A 16,016-nucleotide genomic window follows, 5' to 3' on the forward strand; every position below is an offset into this window, starting at 1 on the left:
TGTCATTTTCATATTAATAAAGAAAAATTTCTTTCTTCCAGTAAAAAAGGCCGGATAAGAAACAGGCATCTCAGCCTGTCATCTTATCCAGCCAATGTTTCCGTCGAACAATAAACCCTCCGATGAATCTACTAAACTATACGATATTTAAAATTCTCCGTCAAGCCCTAATTAAAGCCCGTGATTACTGGTCACGGAGTAAACAGTAACCGCCCGTGCATCTGCCTCAGGCAATATCCTCGGGGTAGCTCACACCCTCCGGAAGAGGATCCCACTCGTTTAAGCCAAGATTCTGCTTGAATTTCGCCTGCTCTAAAGTCAGCTTGGGATTATCCTCTGCCAGATACTCCATCAGCTCGTCAATTCCCTCCCTGGTCACGTTATTCACCATGAAAATCCGCTCGCAGCCAGCATTGATCAGCCACTGGCGCACCATGGGGATGTTTGCATATGGGGAATCTATTTTCGTAATAATGCCGATCAGCGGACGCAAAATAAAGGATCGGCAGCTTGCTCCAAATAAATTAAAGGGCTCATCTGCCGCCTGTACGATTGCCACCACATCTGCCTCAAAGGAGAAGCAGGCAAGTCCCACGCTGAATCTTTTTGACTCTGCATACTCCCCCGGAGAGTCAATGGTATCGTCATTGGAATTGGTATATTGTGTTTTTATATAATGAAGCTCCTCGCCTTTTAGTGCCTGCGTCAGTGAGGTCTTGCCGGCCTCACTTCTTCCCATCAAAAAAATTTTCTTCATTGAATTGCATTTCCCCTGTTTTCAATAAACCTTACTTGTAAATATACAGTAGTGCAGTATTTTTACGTTTTCATATCATAATATCGTATCCATAAGCTGCTGTTCCTGCAGCCACAAGGTATCTGTCAGCTTTTGTGGACCTCACATGTTTTAAAGCCTAACTCTCTGTTAAAAAAATGTACAACCTCTTCCACAGCAGTCTGTACTTGGGACAATCCCCCTGTTATAATAAGAGAACCACAAAAACGATCCATAAATCCGATCTGTACATCAGCACTCTTCATGGCAACATCAGCAGCTACCACAACTGCTTCCCATGGGGTGAAACGGATCAGTCCAATAGATTCTCCGGTGTGGTCCTCTCCCTCATGCACTCCAATATGCAGTCCCAGGTTCTCATAAATACAGGATTGGGAAGGACTGATCACATGGGCCAGGCAAACCTCCTTCCCCGGTACACGCACACGGGTCATACGAAGCTTCTTCCCCTTCAGATGTTCATAATCATCATGGAACAGCATTTCCAGCAGCTCTTCCTTCGTTATTCGCTCCATGCTCCTACTTCCTATCGTTTCGTAATATTGCAGACTACATATCCAAGAGAATCGCGGAAATAATTAACGATTTCTGTCATGGCTGACATTACATCAGAAATCTCCCCTGTGATGATGAGCGTACCTGTAAAGCGGTCTGCAAATCCAAGATATACGTTACCGCTCTTTACAGCAATGTCAGATGCAATCACAGCAGATTCCGGCGGTGTCATATTCATAATTCCAATCGCAGAGGAACGATAATCCAGCTGCGGGTTCAGTCCCAGTTTCTGATAAATGATCGGTGCAGGACCACCCATTACGTGAGCAAAGGTAATCTCCTTACCTGCTACCGTTTCCTGCACGATTCTGATCTGCTCTCCATGTTCATTTGCCATTTATGTCAGTGCCTCTCTTTCGAAAAAAATATCTTCACGTTTATATTTGATTTTACCATCTATATGATCAAATAGCAAGCAAAACCAACAAAACAGTCAAAATTCCTAACCAAAGGAAGAAAAAAGTTGTGGTTTTTTGGATGTTGTCATTAAAAAAATAATAGTGACAGATACCTGTGAGTGTGGTAAAATAACTCTCGCTTCGATAAATACATTTATATAGAAGGATTTTATGTACCATTTTGGTATGTTTAGAAAAAAGAAAGGGGTTTTTATGGAAAAAGATATGACCAAGGGCCGGCCGTTGCCAGTGATCCTGAAATTTATCCTTCCTCTTATTATAGGAAATATTTTTCAGCAGCTGTATAACATGGCTGACACCATTATTGTAGGCCGTTATGTCGGATCTGATGCACTTGCAGCCGTAGGTTCTACAGGAACCATTATGTTTCTGATCGTGGGATTTGCACAGGGAATCACCGCCGGTTTCTCTGTTCTTACAGCCCAGCGTTTCGGTGCCAAGGACAACGAAGGCGTAAAGTCCAGCGTAGCAAACGGGATCCTTCTTTCCCTGATTTTTACAGTTTTGCTCAGTGCCTTAAGTATGTTGAGCATGCATACCCTGTTAAAGCTAATGAATACGCCGGATAATATTTTCCAGGATGCATATACCTATATTATGATCATCAGTGCAGGATTAGGAGCTACTATTTTCTACAATCTGTTCTCCTCCTATCTCCGTGCAGTGGGAAACAGCAAAATTCCACTTGTGTTCCTGGTATTTTCCGCTGCGCTGAATGTTATTCTTGACCTGGTATTGATCATCAATGTAAAAATGGGAGTTGCTGGAGCTGCTTATGCCACTGTTATCTCACAGGGCGTTTCCGCGATCCTGTGTCTGATCTACATATACATCCGTATTCCATCCCTTGCCCCGAACAGACGGCACTGGAAGCTTCACGGACAGGAGAGCCGCAATCAGCTGGCGGTTGGAATCCCAATGGCTCTTCAGTTTGCCATCACAGCTTCCGGAACTATGATCATGCAGGCTGCCATCAATCTGTTTGGCTCTGACGCAGTTGCTTCTTTTACAGCTGCCAGCAAGCTTCAGAACCTGGTAACCCAGGGAATGATCGCCATGGGACAGACCATGGCCACCTACAGTGGTCAGAACTTTGGCAAAGGTGACATCGGACGGATCCGTCAGGGTGTAAAAGCCGCACTTGGTACCTGCGTTGTCTATGCCCTTGCCGCAGCTGTGCTCGTCTGTCTCTTACTAAAACCGGCTCTGGGACTTTTCTTTACTGGTGATGTGGATATGAACAGCATGCTTCCATGGGCGAAAACCTACATTTACATGAGTGCCATCTTCTATATCCCGCTTAGCAGCATCTTTGTATTCCGCAATACCATGCAGGGCTGCGGATACGGTTTCCTGCCTATGATGGGCGGCGTGGCAGAGCTGATCGCCCGCCTGGTAGTGGCACTGATTTCCATGGCAGTTGGCAGCTACGCACTTGCATGCTTCTGCGATCCGGCCGCATGGCTTGCTGCTGCAATCTTTACTGGTGTTTCTTATCTCTTTGTTATGAAGGATATAAGAAAGAAGTATGAAAATCCGGCTATGGCTTCTATGAAGTAAAAGTTTCCATACACAATGTGCAGACACATTTTGTGAGTTTGACTTATTGCTGCGGCAAACACCAAGTTTTCATGCAAGTCCTCATAAATCGGGGATGTCAGAATACAATCTGGCATCTCCTTTTTATTTCCTTAAACGACAGGTCAAAGTCCATATTTACATGAGACCTTGGCGACTGTCGCGATAACAAGCAAAACTCACGCCCCTCATTTGATACCTCGAATTGCTCCGCAGCTACGCTGCTCCCGCAGTCCTGGTATCATTTAATTATCTAATGAAAAAATATATTCTAACGGAAGCAAATGGATTTCCTCATATATGGTCTTTTTGCTCTCTTCCTCCACGTTTTCCCCCGGTGCCGGAACCTTGATCCGAAATGCAGGCTGTTTCTGGGTTTGCATATAGTACTGCTCTGCTGTTCCCATTCCCTTAAATTTCTGACCAGATGTTTCTGCCATCTGTTCTTTTTCCAGATGATAAGAGGATGATTTCTGCATGTGCCGCGCCAGACGGTACGATTTGGGAAGACTGCCTATCCCCTGCTGACTATGATAATAAATGATTTCTCTGCCTGACTGTCCGAAGGATAAAAGGCCTCTGCCTCCATATTCCTGAATGATCCGGATCAAAGCCTTCGTCTCGTTCTCGCTGGCAGGCTCTTCCCCCATTCTTGAACGGATATAATGAATAGTTGGAAAATTATGTGCAATGTCCATTCCCCTGGCATTATAACGAAAGTCCCTGGCTGGAATGCTCTGCATGCGAAGCATCTGCCTGTAAATAGGATTTCTTATGGTTCCAAAACCATTCCTGCAGATTTCATAGCCATCTGGGTTTAAAAGGGGAATCATGCAGACTCTTATTTTATCCAGAAGCTTTCGCACCTCATAAAATTCTTCCAACTGCCATCTGCATTCGTAAGCCCTGCAATAGTCTCTCACCATCTCCAGAAGAAGCTCCGGCAAAAGCGCCTGGGTTCCGTCGATTCCTGCCACACAGAAAATCATCTGTACTCCTGTCCCGATCTCCAACATGGGAATCATTCTGTCATCATGACTGTTTCCGATCACCCGGAACTGACAAAAGCTGCTGTACCTGCCCGCCATTTCCCATAGGGAATAATATATTTTTTCATATGAAAGTGCTGCTTCCGCGCCTGGCTCTTTTTTTCTATGTATCGGTTTTTTTCTAAATTCTGCTTTTTCTTCTGCGGCATTCTTCGTTTCTGACAGCATATTTTACCTCCTGCAGCGGAGGAAAACTCAGACAGTATTGCATTTCAAGTACCAGCCTGTCCCCCGCCGCCAATATCATTATATGCAAAAAGGCAGGTCCTAAGACCTGCCTTGCGTACATTTCACTTTTTAGATTCCTTTTTTTCTCTTTCTAACGATTACATAACCGCCAGCTACAAGGGAAAGACTTGCGAGCATCATCATGGTCGCGATCGGGGAGTTATCTGCGGTTCTTGCATTGGTTGCAGAAGAAGATCCTGTATCGCTGTCGCTGCCATCGTGATTCTCTGCATCATCACCGGTGCCGTCTCCTGTACCATCACCAGTACCGTCTGGGCTATATCCGCCAGTACCATCAGTTGCAGTCGGTGTAATGGTGCCAGATGGAGTTACGGTGAAGTCGATTGCTTTGGACTTGAACTCTGTTGGAAGAGCTTCCTTCACGCCAGTTGCTTCCCACTCAGTTCCGTTGTAAATGTATTTCTGGAAGAAGATATACATCTTAAATGTCTTCGCCTGTTTGATCCCATTTACGTTACCGATAGACCAGCTCTTCTGATAACCAGTGTCAATGTTCTTTGCAGACATGCTCCAGCCGTATGGAATCCACTTGGTGTCTCCCTTAACCGGGCTTGTATTATCTGTTCCGGCACCTGTTACCTTGAAGTTATACATAGTCTTCGGATAGAAAGCCAGCGGCTCCTCCAATCCAGTAACTTTACTCTCACTGACAGATGGATTGATGGTAGCACGAGTAGTTGGGGTTGGTGTAGTAGGAGTCTCAGTAGGAGGTGTAGCCTTCGCCTTTAAGGTAAGTACCAACGGCTGGGCTGCAGCTAATCCATTGCCATCCTCTCCATAAACAACAACCTTGATTGGAGTATCATAAGCAACTCCACTAATGGAAATGGAAACCGGACCTGTAATATATCCAGAATCACTGTTATCCTTCTTTACTTCTTCAAAACTTGGTGTGGAATCAGATTTCTTCATCCAAGTAACATAATATTTACCGCCTGTACCTGCATCATTTGCGTGGAAACTAAGGTCAATGGTATGCTCATAAGCCTTATTCCATGAAATTCCATCTGCAACCAGTTCCATAGAGCTGGTTGGCTCGGAAATCTCCTCTAATTTACCAGTTGATGTATTAATAGTATATGTGGAATCCAGATAGTGAACATACGTTAAAACGTTCTCAATTGTGGTGTCTGCTCCATCACCAATAGCAACTAATGTCTTGCCAGCAGCTGCATCTGCTCTTCTTACCTGAAGATTAGCTCCCTCTGTAAGAGCACCTGCTGCGCGGATATAAGCGCCGTCTCCATTTAACACAATACTGTTATCATTAACTGCATCATCTTTATTGTCGTTTACTACTACAGAACCAGATACATAAATAACGCCTGTACTGTAAATGGCTCCGCCTGTAGTTTCTTCATAAGACTGGTTCTTGGTAATAGTACCACCGCCAAGTACAATGCTTCCGCCATCGTTATAAATCGCAGATCCAGCTGCATTTGTGCGGTTGCCTGTCAGGGTAACTCCATCATTTATTCCAAAATATCCGGAAGCCATTTTTACAATAGAGCCTTCTGCATCACCTTCATCTGGTGCACCATTTACCGTAAGATTTAATACCGTATCTCCATTCTTGCCTGTTCCAAACTGGAAGGAAGTATTCTCACCAGTTACCTGAAACATATCGCCTTTAAAGCCAGAAGCACGTGTTATTGTAGTGTTATCTTCTGCGGCTGCAATAGAGATGTTTTTATTCTGATCAATTACAACAGGCTTACTGATTTCAATGGAACCAGTGATCAGAATCTGAGTTAAAGTACCATCCTTGCCAATATCAACCGGCGCACTTGCAATGGCTTCCTCTAAAGAAGCATACTCCGTCTGAGTGCCATCCTCTGCCTGAATATAAATCTTTCCAGTAGAATTCTCCTCAGCCTGAACTGCAATCTCAGTCTCTGTATCTGCCATCTCTTCTGTATCACCGCTTCCAAATCCATCGTCAGAAATTTCAGCTGTATCCTCAGCAGCTGGTGTGTCTGCTGGCTCCTGTGTAGGCTCAGCAGCCGGTGTATCTGCCGGAATGTCTGCTGCAGGCTCATCTGCAGTGGTATCAGCTGGAGCCTCTGTGGTATCCTCCGCCGGTTCTGCCGCTGTCTCTTCGCTCTCCTCTGACTCTGCGGCTACTGCTGCGGTGTCATCTATAGTCATGGTCTGGGTCTCTTCTGCAAATGCCACTGTAGCCGGTGACATTCCGGTCACAATGGTTCCAGCCATAATCAATGCCAAAAGTTGCTTTTTCTTCATTTTAAAAAGACCTCCTTATATATGAGTCCCCCGTATTAAGTATTTACATGTTACCTAAAATGTAACATCAACATCTAGTCCAGTATAGCACATTTCGATTAAAAAATCAAACCTATGGACGAATCTGTCCATTTCCATATATGATAAATTTTGTGGAAGTAAGTGCCAAAAGTCCCATAGGTCCACGAGCATGAAGCTTCTGGGTGCTAATGCCGATTTCTGCCCCAAATCCAAATTCAAACCCATCTGTAAAGCGGGTAGAGGCATTTACATATACCGCTGCCGCGTCTACTTCATCCAGAAATTTCTGTGCGTTATTATAATCTTTGGTAATGATTGCCTCAGAATGCCCGGTATTATAGCGGTTAATGTGACGGATTGCCTCGTCCACGCCACCCACAACCTTAATGGAAAGAATGTAATCCAGATATTCGGTTCCCCAGTCTTCCTCCGTTGCCGGCACCGCATCCGGAATCAGAGCTTTGGCTTCCTCGTCAGCACGTATCTCCACATTCCTGGTGCGAAGCCGCCTGGCAAGAACCGGAAGGAAGGCATCTTTCACCTTCTCATGCACCAGAAGAGATTCACAGGCATTGCACACACCTACTCTCTGTGTCTTGGCATTCATCACAATGTCTGCCGCCATCTGAAGATCTGCACTTTCGTCTACGTAAATGTGGCAGTTTCCAGTACCAGTCTCAATGACCGGAATGGTGCTGTTATTCACAACTGCCTTGATAAGACCTCTGCCGCCTCTTGGGATCAGCACATCCACATACTCATTCATCTTCATGAACTCTCCAGCTGTTTCCCTGGAGGTATCTGCGATCAGCTGAATGGCGTCCCTGGTAATCCCATTCTCTTCCAATGTTCTGCGGATGCAGTCCACAATGGCCGTATTGGAGTGAATAGCATCACTTCCGCCTTTTAAGATCACCACATTGCCGGTTTTAAAACAAAGGGCAAAAGCGTCAGCAGTTACATTTGGACGCGCTTCATAAATAATTCCGATCACTCCAAGAGGCACTCTTTTCTGACCGATCAGAAGCCCATTTGGACGCTTCTTCATGCCGATCACTTCCCCAATGGGATCCTCCAGAGATGCTACCTGGCGAAGTCCCTCTGCCATTCCTTCAATCCTGACTTCCGTCAGCATCAGACGGTCCACAAGTCCTTCTGGCATCTGATTTTCCCGGCCATTTTTCACATCAATGGCATTGGCCTCAAGAAGCTCTCTGGAATTTGCAATGAGACTGTCTGCAACGGCTTCTAAGACCTGATTCTTCTTCGCGGTATCCAGGTTACGAAGAACTATTTCTGCTTCTTTGGCATTCCTGCCAAGAGTTTCCAGCATTGCATTCATAATACGTCCTCCTTCCGGTAAATCTTACTCTGTGTCACAATGATCTGAGGACAAATGTCCGTGGGTTCTGTAGGAACCTTTTCCAGAATCTGAAAATCAAAAGCTGCTGCTACTCTCAGAATATCCGGATGCCTTTCCAGAAAACGGTCATAAAAACCGCCACCGTAACCCACCCTGTTATTCTCAGGATCAAAGGCTACTCCAGGCATGACCATAAGTGCATCGTCCCACTCTGTGATCTCACCTCTTACCGGCTCTGGAATCCCGAAATACCCAGGCTCTAACTGGGAAAAATCAGTAAGTCTGTAAAAGACCATATCTTTTCCCACAACCTTGGGTACGGCAACTTCTTTCCCAGCTCTCCAGGCTTCCCCGATCACATATCTTGTAATCACTTCGTGATTGTAATCTGCATAAGCCATAATCCGCCTGGCAGCTGTAAACTCAGGAAGGCCGATGATATTTTCTGTTACCTGACGGCTCCATTGGTCAATCTGCCTATCGCTGCACTGCTTCCTGGCGGCAAATATCTGCTTTCTAATGAGTCTTTTTTCTTCCATATCTTTCTCCAAGATTTACGATCGTTCCATCAGCTTCTTTCACATCAATGTTATCCAGCTGGTTTCTAAGGTTCATCTTGATGGTAGCAATATATTCCTTGCGAAGCTCTGCCTGCTCCTTTTTTTCTTCTTCTGTAAGACCTACACTCTGTGCCTTGTGGTGAAGGGTGTTAATGCGGTCGATTTTTGTGCTGTCCATTATCATACTCCTCCTGTAAATATTCTGTGTAATTTTAATTTTATCTGTACTCTATAATAATTTTTCGATATAGTCGATCAGGAAAAACTCTTCCTCTTTCTTTCCCACAAACAGGGTGCCACAGGCTTCTCCTTCCACAATACGGTGAATATTGTGAAAATCACCGCCATTTGCAATTACCATATCAGTGCCCGCTGCAGTGGCAATTCTGGCTGCAGTAAGCTTGGTCGCCATACCGCCGGTACCTACCTTGCTTCCTGTAGAACCTTTTCCCATGTCAAGCAGTTTCTCATCCAGCGTTTCCACCGTATCAATAAATCTGGCATCCGGATTGGTATTGGGATCATCTGTAAAAAGTCCGTCAATATCAGACATCAGGATCAGAAGATCTGCGCCGATCAGTGCCGCAACTACTGCGGAAAGAGTATCGTTATCTCCGAATTTCTCCAGGGACTGCAGCTCATAAGTGGAAATAGAGTCATTTTCATTTACAATAGGGATTACCCCCATAGATAAAAGCTCATTAAAGGTATTCTCTGCGTTCTTACGGTTGGCATTGTTTACCATGGTATTCTTGGTCATCAGGATCTGGCCTGCCATCTGGTTATACTCTCCAAACAGTTTCTGATAGATCATCATCAGTCTGGCCTGCCCAACTGCTGCACAGGCCTGCTTCTGGCGGGACTCCTGGGGCTTTTCTTTAAAGCCAAGGGCTGCTGCCCCTACTGCGATGGCTCCTGAGGATACCAGAACCACGTCCTTTCCCTGATTTCGAAGATCTCCCAGCTCTCTTACCAGAATTTCAAGCTTCCGAAGATTCAGCTTGCCAGTCTGGGCATGGGTAAGGGAGGAGCTTCCGATCTTGATTACAATACGTTTTTTATCTTTCAGTCTTCCACGATCATTCATTTTATCTGTCAACTCCGTTATTATATTTCAGTTTCCTATCTTACATCATTTTTGTCCATTCGTCCATGGGTTCTAAGAAAACACTGGCTAATTTCAGAAAAATTTCACATTTTAAAGCGTAAAACTCTCTAAAACAGCTCCCATGTACCAATATTTTATTAACGAGACAAAACATACTCCACAAGTTAGGCTCCCTGCTTGTGTAAATTCAAAAAAGAGAACGCCGATTCTCTCAGCGTTCCCCCCTTTATTCTATAATGCCATCTGCTGACATCACATCTGTTTAAATTTACACAATAAAACCGAAGCAAAGTACATTTTGTCTCATTACTGTAAGGATACAGAATCTACTGAATCATTCAGCACAATCTCAACCCATGTTTTTCCAGGATTCAGCTGGATTTCCTGATTGTTGGAATCATAGTAATGGGTGATTCCCCACTGGGAATCCTTAGTCCAGTGAATATCAATTGCCTTTCCCCTGGTGACGTACATGCCCTCACCGCCAGACTGGGTATCTACATTCAGATAACCGTTTGGATCATATGGTACATAGTTTGAATACTGTAAAATAATATTCTCGCATGTCAGCTGATTGCCGGTATTCTGGTCGATGTGCGGTGCATTAAACTGGAAACGGCTGTATTCCCTGGTTTCTGCATTGTACTCAAACCACGGACGGTTGTGAGCAAAATTATCAAGCTTCACAACATTTGCAGATACTCCCCTATCCAAAGTAATCTCAGTTCCTTCCGGAGCAAACTGGAAATGTCCGTTGTAGTCCTCTTTGTAATCCTGGCTATAGCCCTGGCTCTGGATTCCTGCCTGAAGATGAGAGAAATCTGTGTATGCATTGTGTGGTGCTACACGGTCAGTGCTGCGGTAGTACGCATTTCCAAGGGTAAGACCGTTCAGATTATCAATCAGGTGCTGATCTAAGTACTGCAATGCATAGACAGCCTGTCCATAATGGGAATAGATGGCATCATACTCATTTGCATAAAACAGGAAATAATCACGACAGCTTCTTACAGATCCGATCCGAGGGATGTTGTCATAGTCCTCAATGATCGCCATCAGACGGGTGATGCTTCCTTCTACAGGTGCTTCATAGATAACCCCGGCATTCTCTGTTCCGCTCTGCGGGGCACCGTCGGCATCATTTCCCAGCATAACTGCTATAGGCCTTCTTCTGCCAACGCTCTGGGATACGTCCTCTCCTGTCAGGTAGCTCTTAACAGTAGTCTCCTGATTCTCCTCTGCCTGTACCATAACTGCAGATCCTGCAAGTGTACAGGAAAGCAGCACGCCTGTGAGAAGCTTAAATAATTTTCTCTTCATGTCACATCCTCCTTATGCCTTATATTCATTGAAAAAGCATAGATCAACGGGTAATTCCAAGCTCATCCAAAGCCTTCGCCTGACGGGCTTCCATATCCTTCGCCTCCTCCGGCGTCATATGGTCATAGCCCAGAAGATGAAGCATGCTGTGTGCAACCAGGAAACAGAATTCCCTTTTCACACTGTGTCCGTATTCCTCTGCCTGGGCTGCGGCCCGCTCTGCTGAGATCATAATGTCTCCCAGAAGCAGTTCCCCACTGTCAAGGTCAAAGCAGGACTCATCATCCTCCGCTACAGAATAGTCTGCCGGTGTCTCAAATGGCAGCATGGGAAAAGAAAGCACATCTGTGGCTCTCTCAATTCCGCGAAATTCTGTATTTACCCGTTTAATCTCTTCATTATCTGTGAGCACCAGATTCACCTGTGCATCCCAGGGACAGTTCTCCATGTCCAGCACCTTCTCTGCAACTATCTTCGCAAGTGCCGGGCAGTCAAGTCCCAGGGCAAAATCAGTCTCACACTCATATTCGATTGTTACCAAAATTTCTTCCTCCTGTACAATATCCGCCTCCCGGCATCCGGCTTATTACAAATACCGTCACTGTCTACTCTGTGTCTAGCAAGTAAATGCTGCCACTTCTTTCGCGGCCGGGAGCAATATCGTGTATTAATTTTACTCTTTTATCTGAATTTTTCTGTAAAATTCATTTTTCATCTATAAGCTGCACAAAAACTGCGAATTGTTTCCTGCGGCAAAGAGCCTGAGCCGCAGTTTACGAACGGCTTGTCCTGCGGGTAGCCCGTTTCTGTGCCTTCTCCTGTGCCTTCGCTTCTTCTTTCTCAAAGGCTTTTACAATATCCTTTACAATCTTGCAGCGGACAACGTCCCGGTTGGTCAGGGAAATGGTTGCAATATCGTCCACATTTTTCAAAATAGAAGCACATTTCTGAAGTCCGGAATCCGTTTCCTTAGAAAGGTCGATCTGGGTTACATCACCGGTCAGGATCATCTTGGAACCAGTACCAATACGGGTAAGTGCCATTTTCAAAATGGGAAGTGTGGCATTCTGGCTCTCATCAATGATGATCATGCTGTTATTCAGGGTACGTCCTCGCATATATGCAAGAGGTGCCACTTCAATGATTCCGCGCTCCCGGAGCTTCGCTGCCTGGTCTGGTCCAAACACGTCGTTTAATGCGTCATAAAGAGGCTTCAGATAAGGATCCACCTTCTCCTGCAGATCTCCAGGAAGAAATCCCAGCTTCTCTCCAGCCTCAATCGCCGGACGGCTTAAGATGATCCTCTCAATCTCATCATTCCGATATAGCTCAGCGGCATAGGCCACGGCCAGATAGGTTTTACCGGTACCGGCAGGCCCGATACAGATGGTAACCGTATTATTCTTCAGTGCATTGATGTAATTCTTCTGTCCGATTGTCTTGGTGCGGATGGGAAGGTTCTTGTAGTTCAGGGTAACGGCATCCCCAAGCACCTTGCGGGTGCTGCCTGCAAGGTCCTCTTCCCTGTCATCCTCTTCCTCTGTCTCGTCTAAAAAGCGATGGATCATATCCACGGAAAGCTGCTGCTGTTTTCCAAGGGCTTCCTGCATGGCTTCTATGATATTCACAGCCGAACGGATCCTTCCATCATTTGTCCCGCTAACGGTAATGCAGGAATTTCTCTGGGTAATGGATACCCCAAGGCGGTTCTCGATCACCTTGATCAGCTTATCATTGATGCCAAAAAGCTCCTGTAAAATATCTAATGAGTCAATCTCTATATTCGCGGATTTCAAAAAACTGCTCCTCCTTGTGTCTCTTCAAAAGTATATCTGGTTAAAAGTATACCACTCCGAAGATAGGTTTTCAACTTTTATAAAAAAAGAATACTTAAAAGAAAAAACTGCCGCCGTTATGATCTCTGCCCACAGACAGAAAAGCATAATTGCAGCAGTTGTATGTTTTATTTCAAATTATTCAGCAGTAAACGGAACTACATCCTTTACAGCCTCAGCCGGGGAAATCTCGGTGTCCTCATGATCAATGTCAATGAGATGATACAGGTCATTTCCCATGCCAATCTCTTTCATGTAGCTGAGCTGGCGAAGCCCGTGACGGGTAGTCATACGCTCACAAAGAGCCTTTTTATCATCATCCTTCAACGCAAAAACAAGGTCAACAGATGCCTGATCCACAGCCAGAATGTCGGTGGAAGCAACAATTCCAATATTCGGAGTGACAACCGGCTCTGCTCCTACGCCCTCGCAGTCACAGGATACGGACATGTTGCGCAGGCAGTTGATAAAGGTAATATTTTTGCCAAAGTGATCTACAGTAGCCTTGGAGGACTCGGTGATCCGCTCCATCAGCTCTTCTTCTGCAATACTCCACAGATTATCGGAGCCCTTCACTGTGTGGATCATGCCCTTTCCAATACTTCCATCCGCACAGCCGATTCCGATATTCTTATTAGAGCCGCCAAAGCCGCCCATAGTATGTCCTTTAAAATGTGTCAGTACCAGAAGGGAACCGTAATTCACAATGTGACCGCCCATAGTCATATGGTCAAACCATTTTCCGCCCTTTACCGGAAGATCAACGGTTCCTTCCTCATCCATAATATCAACCGGGCAGAATGTCCATCCGTTTACCTTCAGAGTCTCACGGTGCTGCTCTGTGGTGTAACGGTCGCCCTCGTAATAGGTATTGGTCTCTACAATTGTTCCATCTGGAATATCGTTCTTGATCAGATTCTCAACCCATGGACGTGGAATAATGTTCGGTCCATGTTTCTCTCCTGTATGAAGCTTAATTCCAATCTTACCAGTCATGTTCTGGTTCACATGCTCATACAGTTTCTGCAATCCAGCTGGGGAAAGATCTCTTGTAAAATACACAGTGGATACTTCTCCGGTACGTTCATTGTAAGGAACATAGTGCTCTCCGCCCTTTCCAGGCACAATTTTCTTATGATCCATATCTTTAAACCTCCTGAAAAACATATATGTAATGTGTTCCTGGTCTGTCTGCAGCATGTCTGTTTCCTGCGAAACATCTGGCCAAACAGTCCTTCCATTTCATATCTGAGTCAGATTATAGTCCTTAAAGTCCACTTTAAGTCAAGAAATTTTCTATATATTTTTTCTTAATTTTCTATCATTTTAGTTTATTTATTTTACACCATGTGAAAATGACTTTTATGCTCCCGTTTCTGTTCATACATGACAAGATCTGCCTGATGCAGAACATCCTCTATGGATACCGTACCATGCTGTTCCGGGATCTCCACGATTCCGAAGCTGAATCCTTTGGCATAAGGATGTCCCTTCTCACTGCCCACGATCTCCTGCATTCGTTTCAGCTTCTGTCTTGCTTTCTTCTCGGTGCAGTTGCGAAGGATCAGGCAGAATTCATCTCCGCCCAGTCTGGCAAAAATATCTTCCTCCCGGATATGGAATCGGACTGTATCTGCAAAATACCGGATATACCTGTCCCCTTCCCGGTGCCCAAAGGTGTCATTAATATGCTTCAAATAATCCAGGTCACAATAACAGAACACACACCTTCCCGGATCAGCCAATGCTTCCTCTGCCTTTTCCAGAAAGAAATGACGGTTGCCAATTCCGGTAAGATAATCCTGATAGGCCTCTGTCTCAAGCTTGGCTTCCCGGGCCATAAGAAGTTCGTTGCACCGCTCCACCTGACTGGCATGATCCCGTTCTTCATCTGCCTGTTTGCGCAGGTAAAGCTCCCTCTCCCGCAGCTGCCTTGTCATCGTATTAAAAGCATCAGAAAATTCACCCAGAAAAGAGACTGTCTGGGTATAATCCCCCTTTGCAACCTGCTTTGCCTGCCAGGTAAGGTGGTTCAGATTGGCATGTAGATTCTTCAGATTCTCGCACAGAAAATTGTCTCTATCCGGAACCTTTGCCGACAGCTGTCCCTTGGACAACGCTTCCGAGTAATCCTTCATCTCCCTCACAGCATATTCCAGAAACTGAAGTCCCATTCCCAGCTTTCGGTACGGTTCATCCAGTTCGTTTATATCCAGCGTTTTCACCTTGGAATCGTACAAAATGCTGCGCAGATATTCAAATAATAATTCACAATTTCTATCTTCCATTCAGGGACCTCTACTTACTTTTTATAAACCTGATTTTTCAGTGTGCTGATTCTACTTTCCGCTCTCTTCCACATTTGCATGGAAGCGGCATACACGGTCACCAGTTGCCCAGCAGTCCACTTCAATTGCAGTATAAAGCTTGCCGGAATAAACAGACAAAATACCGGAAATAAAGCCTTCGTCATAATTGCATACCGTTTCTCCCAGGACTGGAAGTCCGGAGCAATCTGCATCCTCCGCTACTGTGAGAATGATCTTACCAGTTTCTTCCTCAACGTTCTCAATGCGGAGTACACCAATTTTCAATTCCTGAAGCTTTTTCTGAAGTTCACTTACAAATTCGTCCAGAGGCTGGTCCAGATTCAGCATATGTTTTGCGAAATATTCTCCAGCCATACGGCCTGCGCTGCGGAAAATATCCACCTGCACATCTTTCCCATACCGTCTGCAAAGCTCCTCCTTCAAGGAATATTCCAGCATTCTGTATACAAGAACCGGAAGTTCTTCCCCAAGATTTCCCCTGCTGTTTTCATCATACTGTAAATACTCTTCAAAGCTGATGGGTTTTCTGTCTGCCATAAAAATATTGTTTTCCATATATCTGTTCCTCTTTCTCTGGTTTCTCCAGTTC

General features: G+C 45.1%; 16 protein-coding genes. 1 reads left to right on the forward strand and 15 read right to left on the reverse strand.

Annotated features, from left to right (window positions below; genetic code table 11):
- Window positions 1-226: 226 nt before the first annotated feature.
- The 3 genes from ACTQ50_RS02075 to ACTQ50_RS02085 form a co-directional block, all read right to left on the reverse strand.
- Window positions 227-757, reverse strand: coding sequence for a EutP/PduV family microcompartment system protein (locus ACTQ50_RS02075; RefSeq protein WP_441482769.1), 531 nt, complete (start codon window positions 755-757; stop codon window positions 227-229).
- Window positions 758-882: 125 nt separating this feature from the next.
- A complete protein-coding gene (locus tag ACTQ50_RS02080; protein WP_226818814.1) occupies window positions 883-1,311 on the reverse strand; it encodes a BMC domain-containing protein in 429 nt (142 codons plus the stop codon).
- Window positions 1,312-1,322: 11 nt separating this feature from the next.
- Window positions 1,323-1,688, reverse strand: coding sequence for a BMC domain-containing protein (locus tag ACTQ50_RS02085; protein ID WP_118578382.1), 366 nt, complete (start codon window positions 1,686-1,688; stop codon window positions 1,323-1,325).
- Between the two features lie 274 nt (window positions 1,689-1,962).
- On the opposite strand from ACTQ50_RS02085, the gene ACTQ50_RS02090 reads away from it, so the two are divergent.
- Window positions 1,963-3,330 carry an MATE family efflux transporter gene (locus tag ACTQ50_RS02090; RefSeq protein ID WP_441482770.1) on the forward strand — a complete coding sequence of 456 codons (1,368 nt, stop codon included), beginning with the start codon at window positions 1,963-1,965 and terminating at the stop codon, window positions 3,328-3,330.
- 263 nt (window positions 3,331-3,593) lie between these two features.
- On the opposite strand, the gene ACTQ50_RS02095 is transcribed toward ACTQ50_RS02090, so the two are convergent.
- The 12 genes from ACTQ50_RS02095 to ACTQ50_RS02150 all read right to left on the reverse strand — a co-directional run bounded on the left by ACTQ50_RS02095 (window position 3,594) and on the right by ACTQ50_RS02150 (window position 15,982).
- The gene (locus ACTQ50_RS02095) at window positions 3,594-4,565 is read right to left on the reverse strand and encodes a M14 family zinc carboxypeptidase (RefSeq protein WP_441482771.1); all 972 of its coding nucleotides are present in this window, start codon (window positions 4,563-4,565) and stop codon (window positions 3,594-3,596) included.
- Between the two features lie 129 nt (window positions 4,566-4,694).
- Window positions 4,695-6,890, reverse strand: coding sequence for a hypothetical protein (locus ACTQ50_RS02100; RefSeq protein ID WP_441482772.1), 2,196 nt, complete (start codon window positions 6,888-6,890; stop codon window positions 4,695-4,697).
- A 112-nt stretch (window positions 6,891-7,002) separates the two neighbouring features.
- Window positions 7,003-8,253 (reverse strand): glutamate-5-semialdehyde dehydrogenase, encoded by a 1,251-nt coding sequence (locus tag ACTQ50_RS02105; RefSeq protein WP_441482773.1) that lies wholly within the window; start codon window positions 8,251-8,253, stop codon window positions 7,003-7,005.
- Entirely contained in the window at window positions 8,250-8,813 is a 564-nt protein-coding gene (locus ACTQ50_RS02110; protein WP_226818804.1) for a 5-formyltetrahydrofolate cyclo-ligase, read from the reverse strand. Before ACTQ50_RS02110 ends, ACTQ50_RS02105 begins: the two co-directional genes overlap by 4 nt.
- Complete coding sequence (locus ACTQ50_RS02115) at window positions 8,791-9,012, reverse strand: DUF896 domain-containing protein (RefSeq protein WP_226818802.1); 222 nt, start codon at window positions 9,010-9,012, stop codon at window positions 8,791-8,793. Before ACTQ50_RS02115 ends, ACTQ50_RS02110 begins: the two co-directional genes overlap by 23 nt.
- A 51-nt stretch (window positions 9,013-9,063) precedes the next feature.
- A complete protein-coding gene (gene proB, locus ACTQ50_RS02120) occupies window positions 9,064-9,921 on the reverse strand; it encodes a glutamate 5-kinase (protein WP_226818800.1) in 858 nt (285 codons plus the stop codon).
- A gap of 327 nt (window positions 9,922-10,248) precedes the next feature.
- Window positions 10,249-11,262 (reverse strand): DUF3048 domain-containing protein, encoded by a 1,014-nt coding sequence (locus ACTQ50_RS02125; RefSeq protein WP_441482774.1) that lies wholly within the window; start codon window positions 11,260-11,262, stop codon window positions 10,249-10,251.
- Between the two features lie 43 nt (window positions 11,263-11,305).
- Window positions 11,306-11,803, reverse strand: coding sequence for an rRNA maturation RNase YbeY (gene ybeY / locus ACTQ50_RS02130; RefSeq protein WP_441482775.1), 498 nt, complete (start codon window positions 11,801-11,803; stop codon window positions 11,306-11,308).
- A gap of 232 nt (window positions 11,804-12,035) precedes the next feature.
- Window positions 12,036-13,058: a PhoH family protein gene (locus tag ACTQ50_RS02135; protein WP_441482776.1), complete on the reverse strand. Its 1,023-nt coding sequence runs from the start codon at window positions 13,056-13,058 to the stop codon at window positions 12,036-12,038.
- 177 nt (window positions 13,059-13,235) lie between these two features.
- On the reverse strand, window positions 13,236-14,240 hold the full coding sequence (locus ACTQ50_RS02140; protein ID WP_441482777.1) for a DUF362 domain-containing protein: 1,005 nt from the start codon (window positions 14,238-14,240) through the stop codon (window positions 13,236-13,238).
- Window positions 14,241-14,437: 197 nt separating this feature from the next.
- Window positions 14,438-15,385, reverse strand: a complete 948-nt coding sequence (locus ACTQ50_RS02145; protein WP_441482778.1) for a sensor domain-containing diguanylate cyclase — start codon at window positions 15,383-15,385, stop codon at window positions 14,438-14,440.
- A gap of 51 nt (window positions 15,386-15,436) precedes the next feature.
- Window positions 15,437-15,982 carry a V4R domain-containing protein gene (locus ACTQ50_RS02150; RefSeq protein ID WP_441482779.1) on the reverse strand — a complete coding sequence of 182 codons (546 nt, stop codon included), beginning with the start codon at window positions 15,980-15,982 and terminating at the stop codon, window positions 15,437-15,439.
- Window positions 15,983-16,016 lie beyond the last annotated feature (34 nt).

The sequence above is a fragment of the Blautia sp. Sow4_E7 genome (genome assembly GCF_052116245.1).
GTDB lineage: Bacteria > Bacillota > Clostridia > Lachnospirales > Lachnospiraceae > Blautia_A.

Excerpts from the sequence above, each read along its gene's own strand:
- ACTQ50_RS02105 (WP_441482773.1), bottom strand. The coding sequence starts at position 8,253 with ATGAATGCAATGCTGGAAACTCTTGGCAGGAATGCCAAAGAAGCAGAA.
- ACTQ50_RS02085 (WP_118578382.1), bottom strand. The coding sequence starts at position 1,688 with ATGGCAAATGAACATGGAGAGCAGATCAGAATCGTGCAGGAAACGGTA.
- ACTQ50_RS02140 (WP_441482777.1), bottom strand. The coding sequence starts at position 14,240 with ATGGATCATAAGAAAATTGTGCCTGGAAAGGGCGGAGAGCACTATGTT.
- ACTQ50_RS02090 (WP_441482770.1), top strand. The coding sequence starts at position 1,963 with ATGGAAAAAGATATGACCAAGGGCCGGCCGTTGCCAGTGATCCTGAAA.
- ACTQ50_RS02150 (WP_441482779.1), bottom strand. The coding sequence starts at position 15,982 with ATGGAAAACAATATTTTTATGGCAGACAGAAAACCCATCAGCTTTGAA.
- ACTQ50_RS02095 (WP_441482771.1), bottom strand. The coding sequence starts at position 4,565 with ATGCTGTCAGAAACGAAGAATGCCGCAGAAGAAAAAGCAGAATTTAGA.
- proB (WP_226818800.1), bottom strand. The coding sequence starts at position 9,921 with ATGAATGATCGTGGAAGACTGAAAGATAAAAAACGTATTGTAATCAAG.
- ACTQ50_RS02145 (WP_441482778.1), bottom strand. The coding sequence starts at position 15,385 with ATGGAAGATAGAAATTGTGAATTATTATTTGAATATCTGCGCAGCATT.
- ACTQ50_RS02100 (WP_441482772.1), bottom strand. The coding sequence starts at position 6,890 with ATGAAGAAAAAGCAACTTTTGGCATTGATTATGGCTGGAACCATTGTG.
- ACTQ50_RS02125 (WP_441482774.1), bottom strand. The coding sequence starts at position 11,262 with ATGAAGAGAAAATTATTTAAGCTTCTCACAGGCGTGCTGCTTTCCTGT.
- ACTQ50_RS02115 (WP_226818802.1), bottom strand. The coding sequence starts at position 9,012 with ATGGACAGCACAAAAATCGACCGCATTAACACCCTTCACCACAAGGCA.
- ACTQ50_RS02080 (WP_226818814.1), bottom strand. The coding sequence starts at position 1,311 with ATGGAGCGAATAACGAAGGAAGAGCTGCTGGAAATGCTGTTCCATGAT.
- ACTQ50_RS02075 (WP_441482769.1), bottom strand. The coding sequence starts at position 757 with ATGAAGAAAATTTTTTTGATGGGAAGAAGTGAGGCCGGCAAGACCTCA.
- ACTQ50_RS02110 (WP_226818804.1), bottom strand. The coding sequence starts at position 8,813 with ATGGAAGAAAAAAGACTCATTAGAAAGCAGATATTTGCCGCCAGGAAG.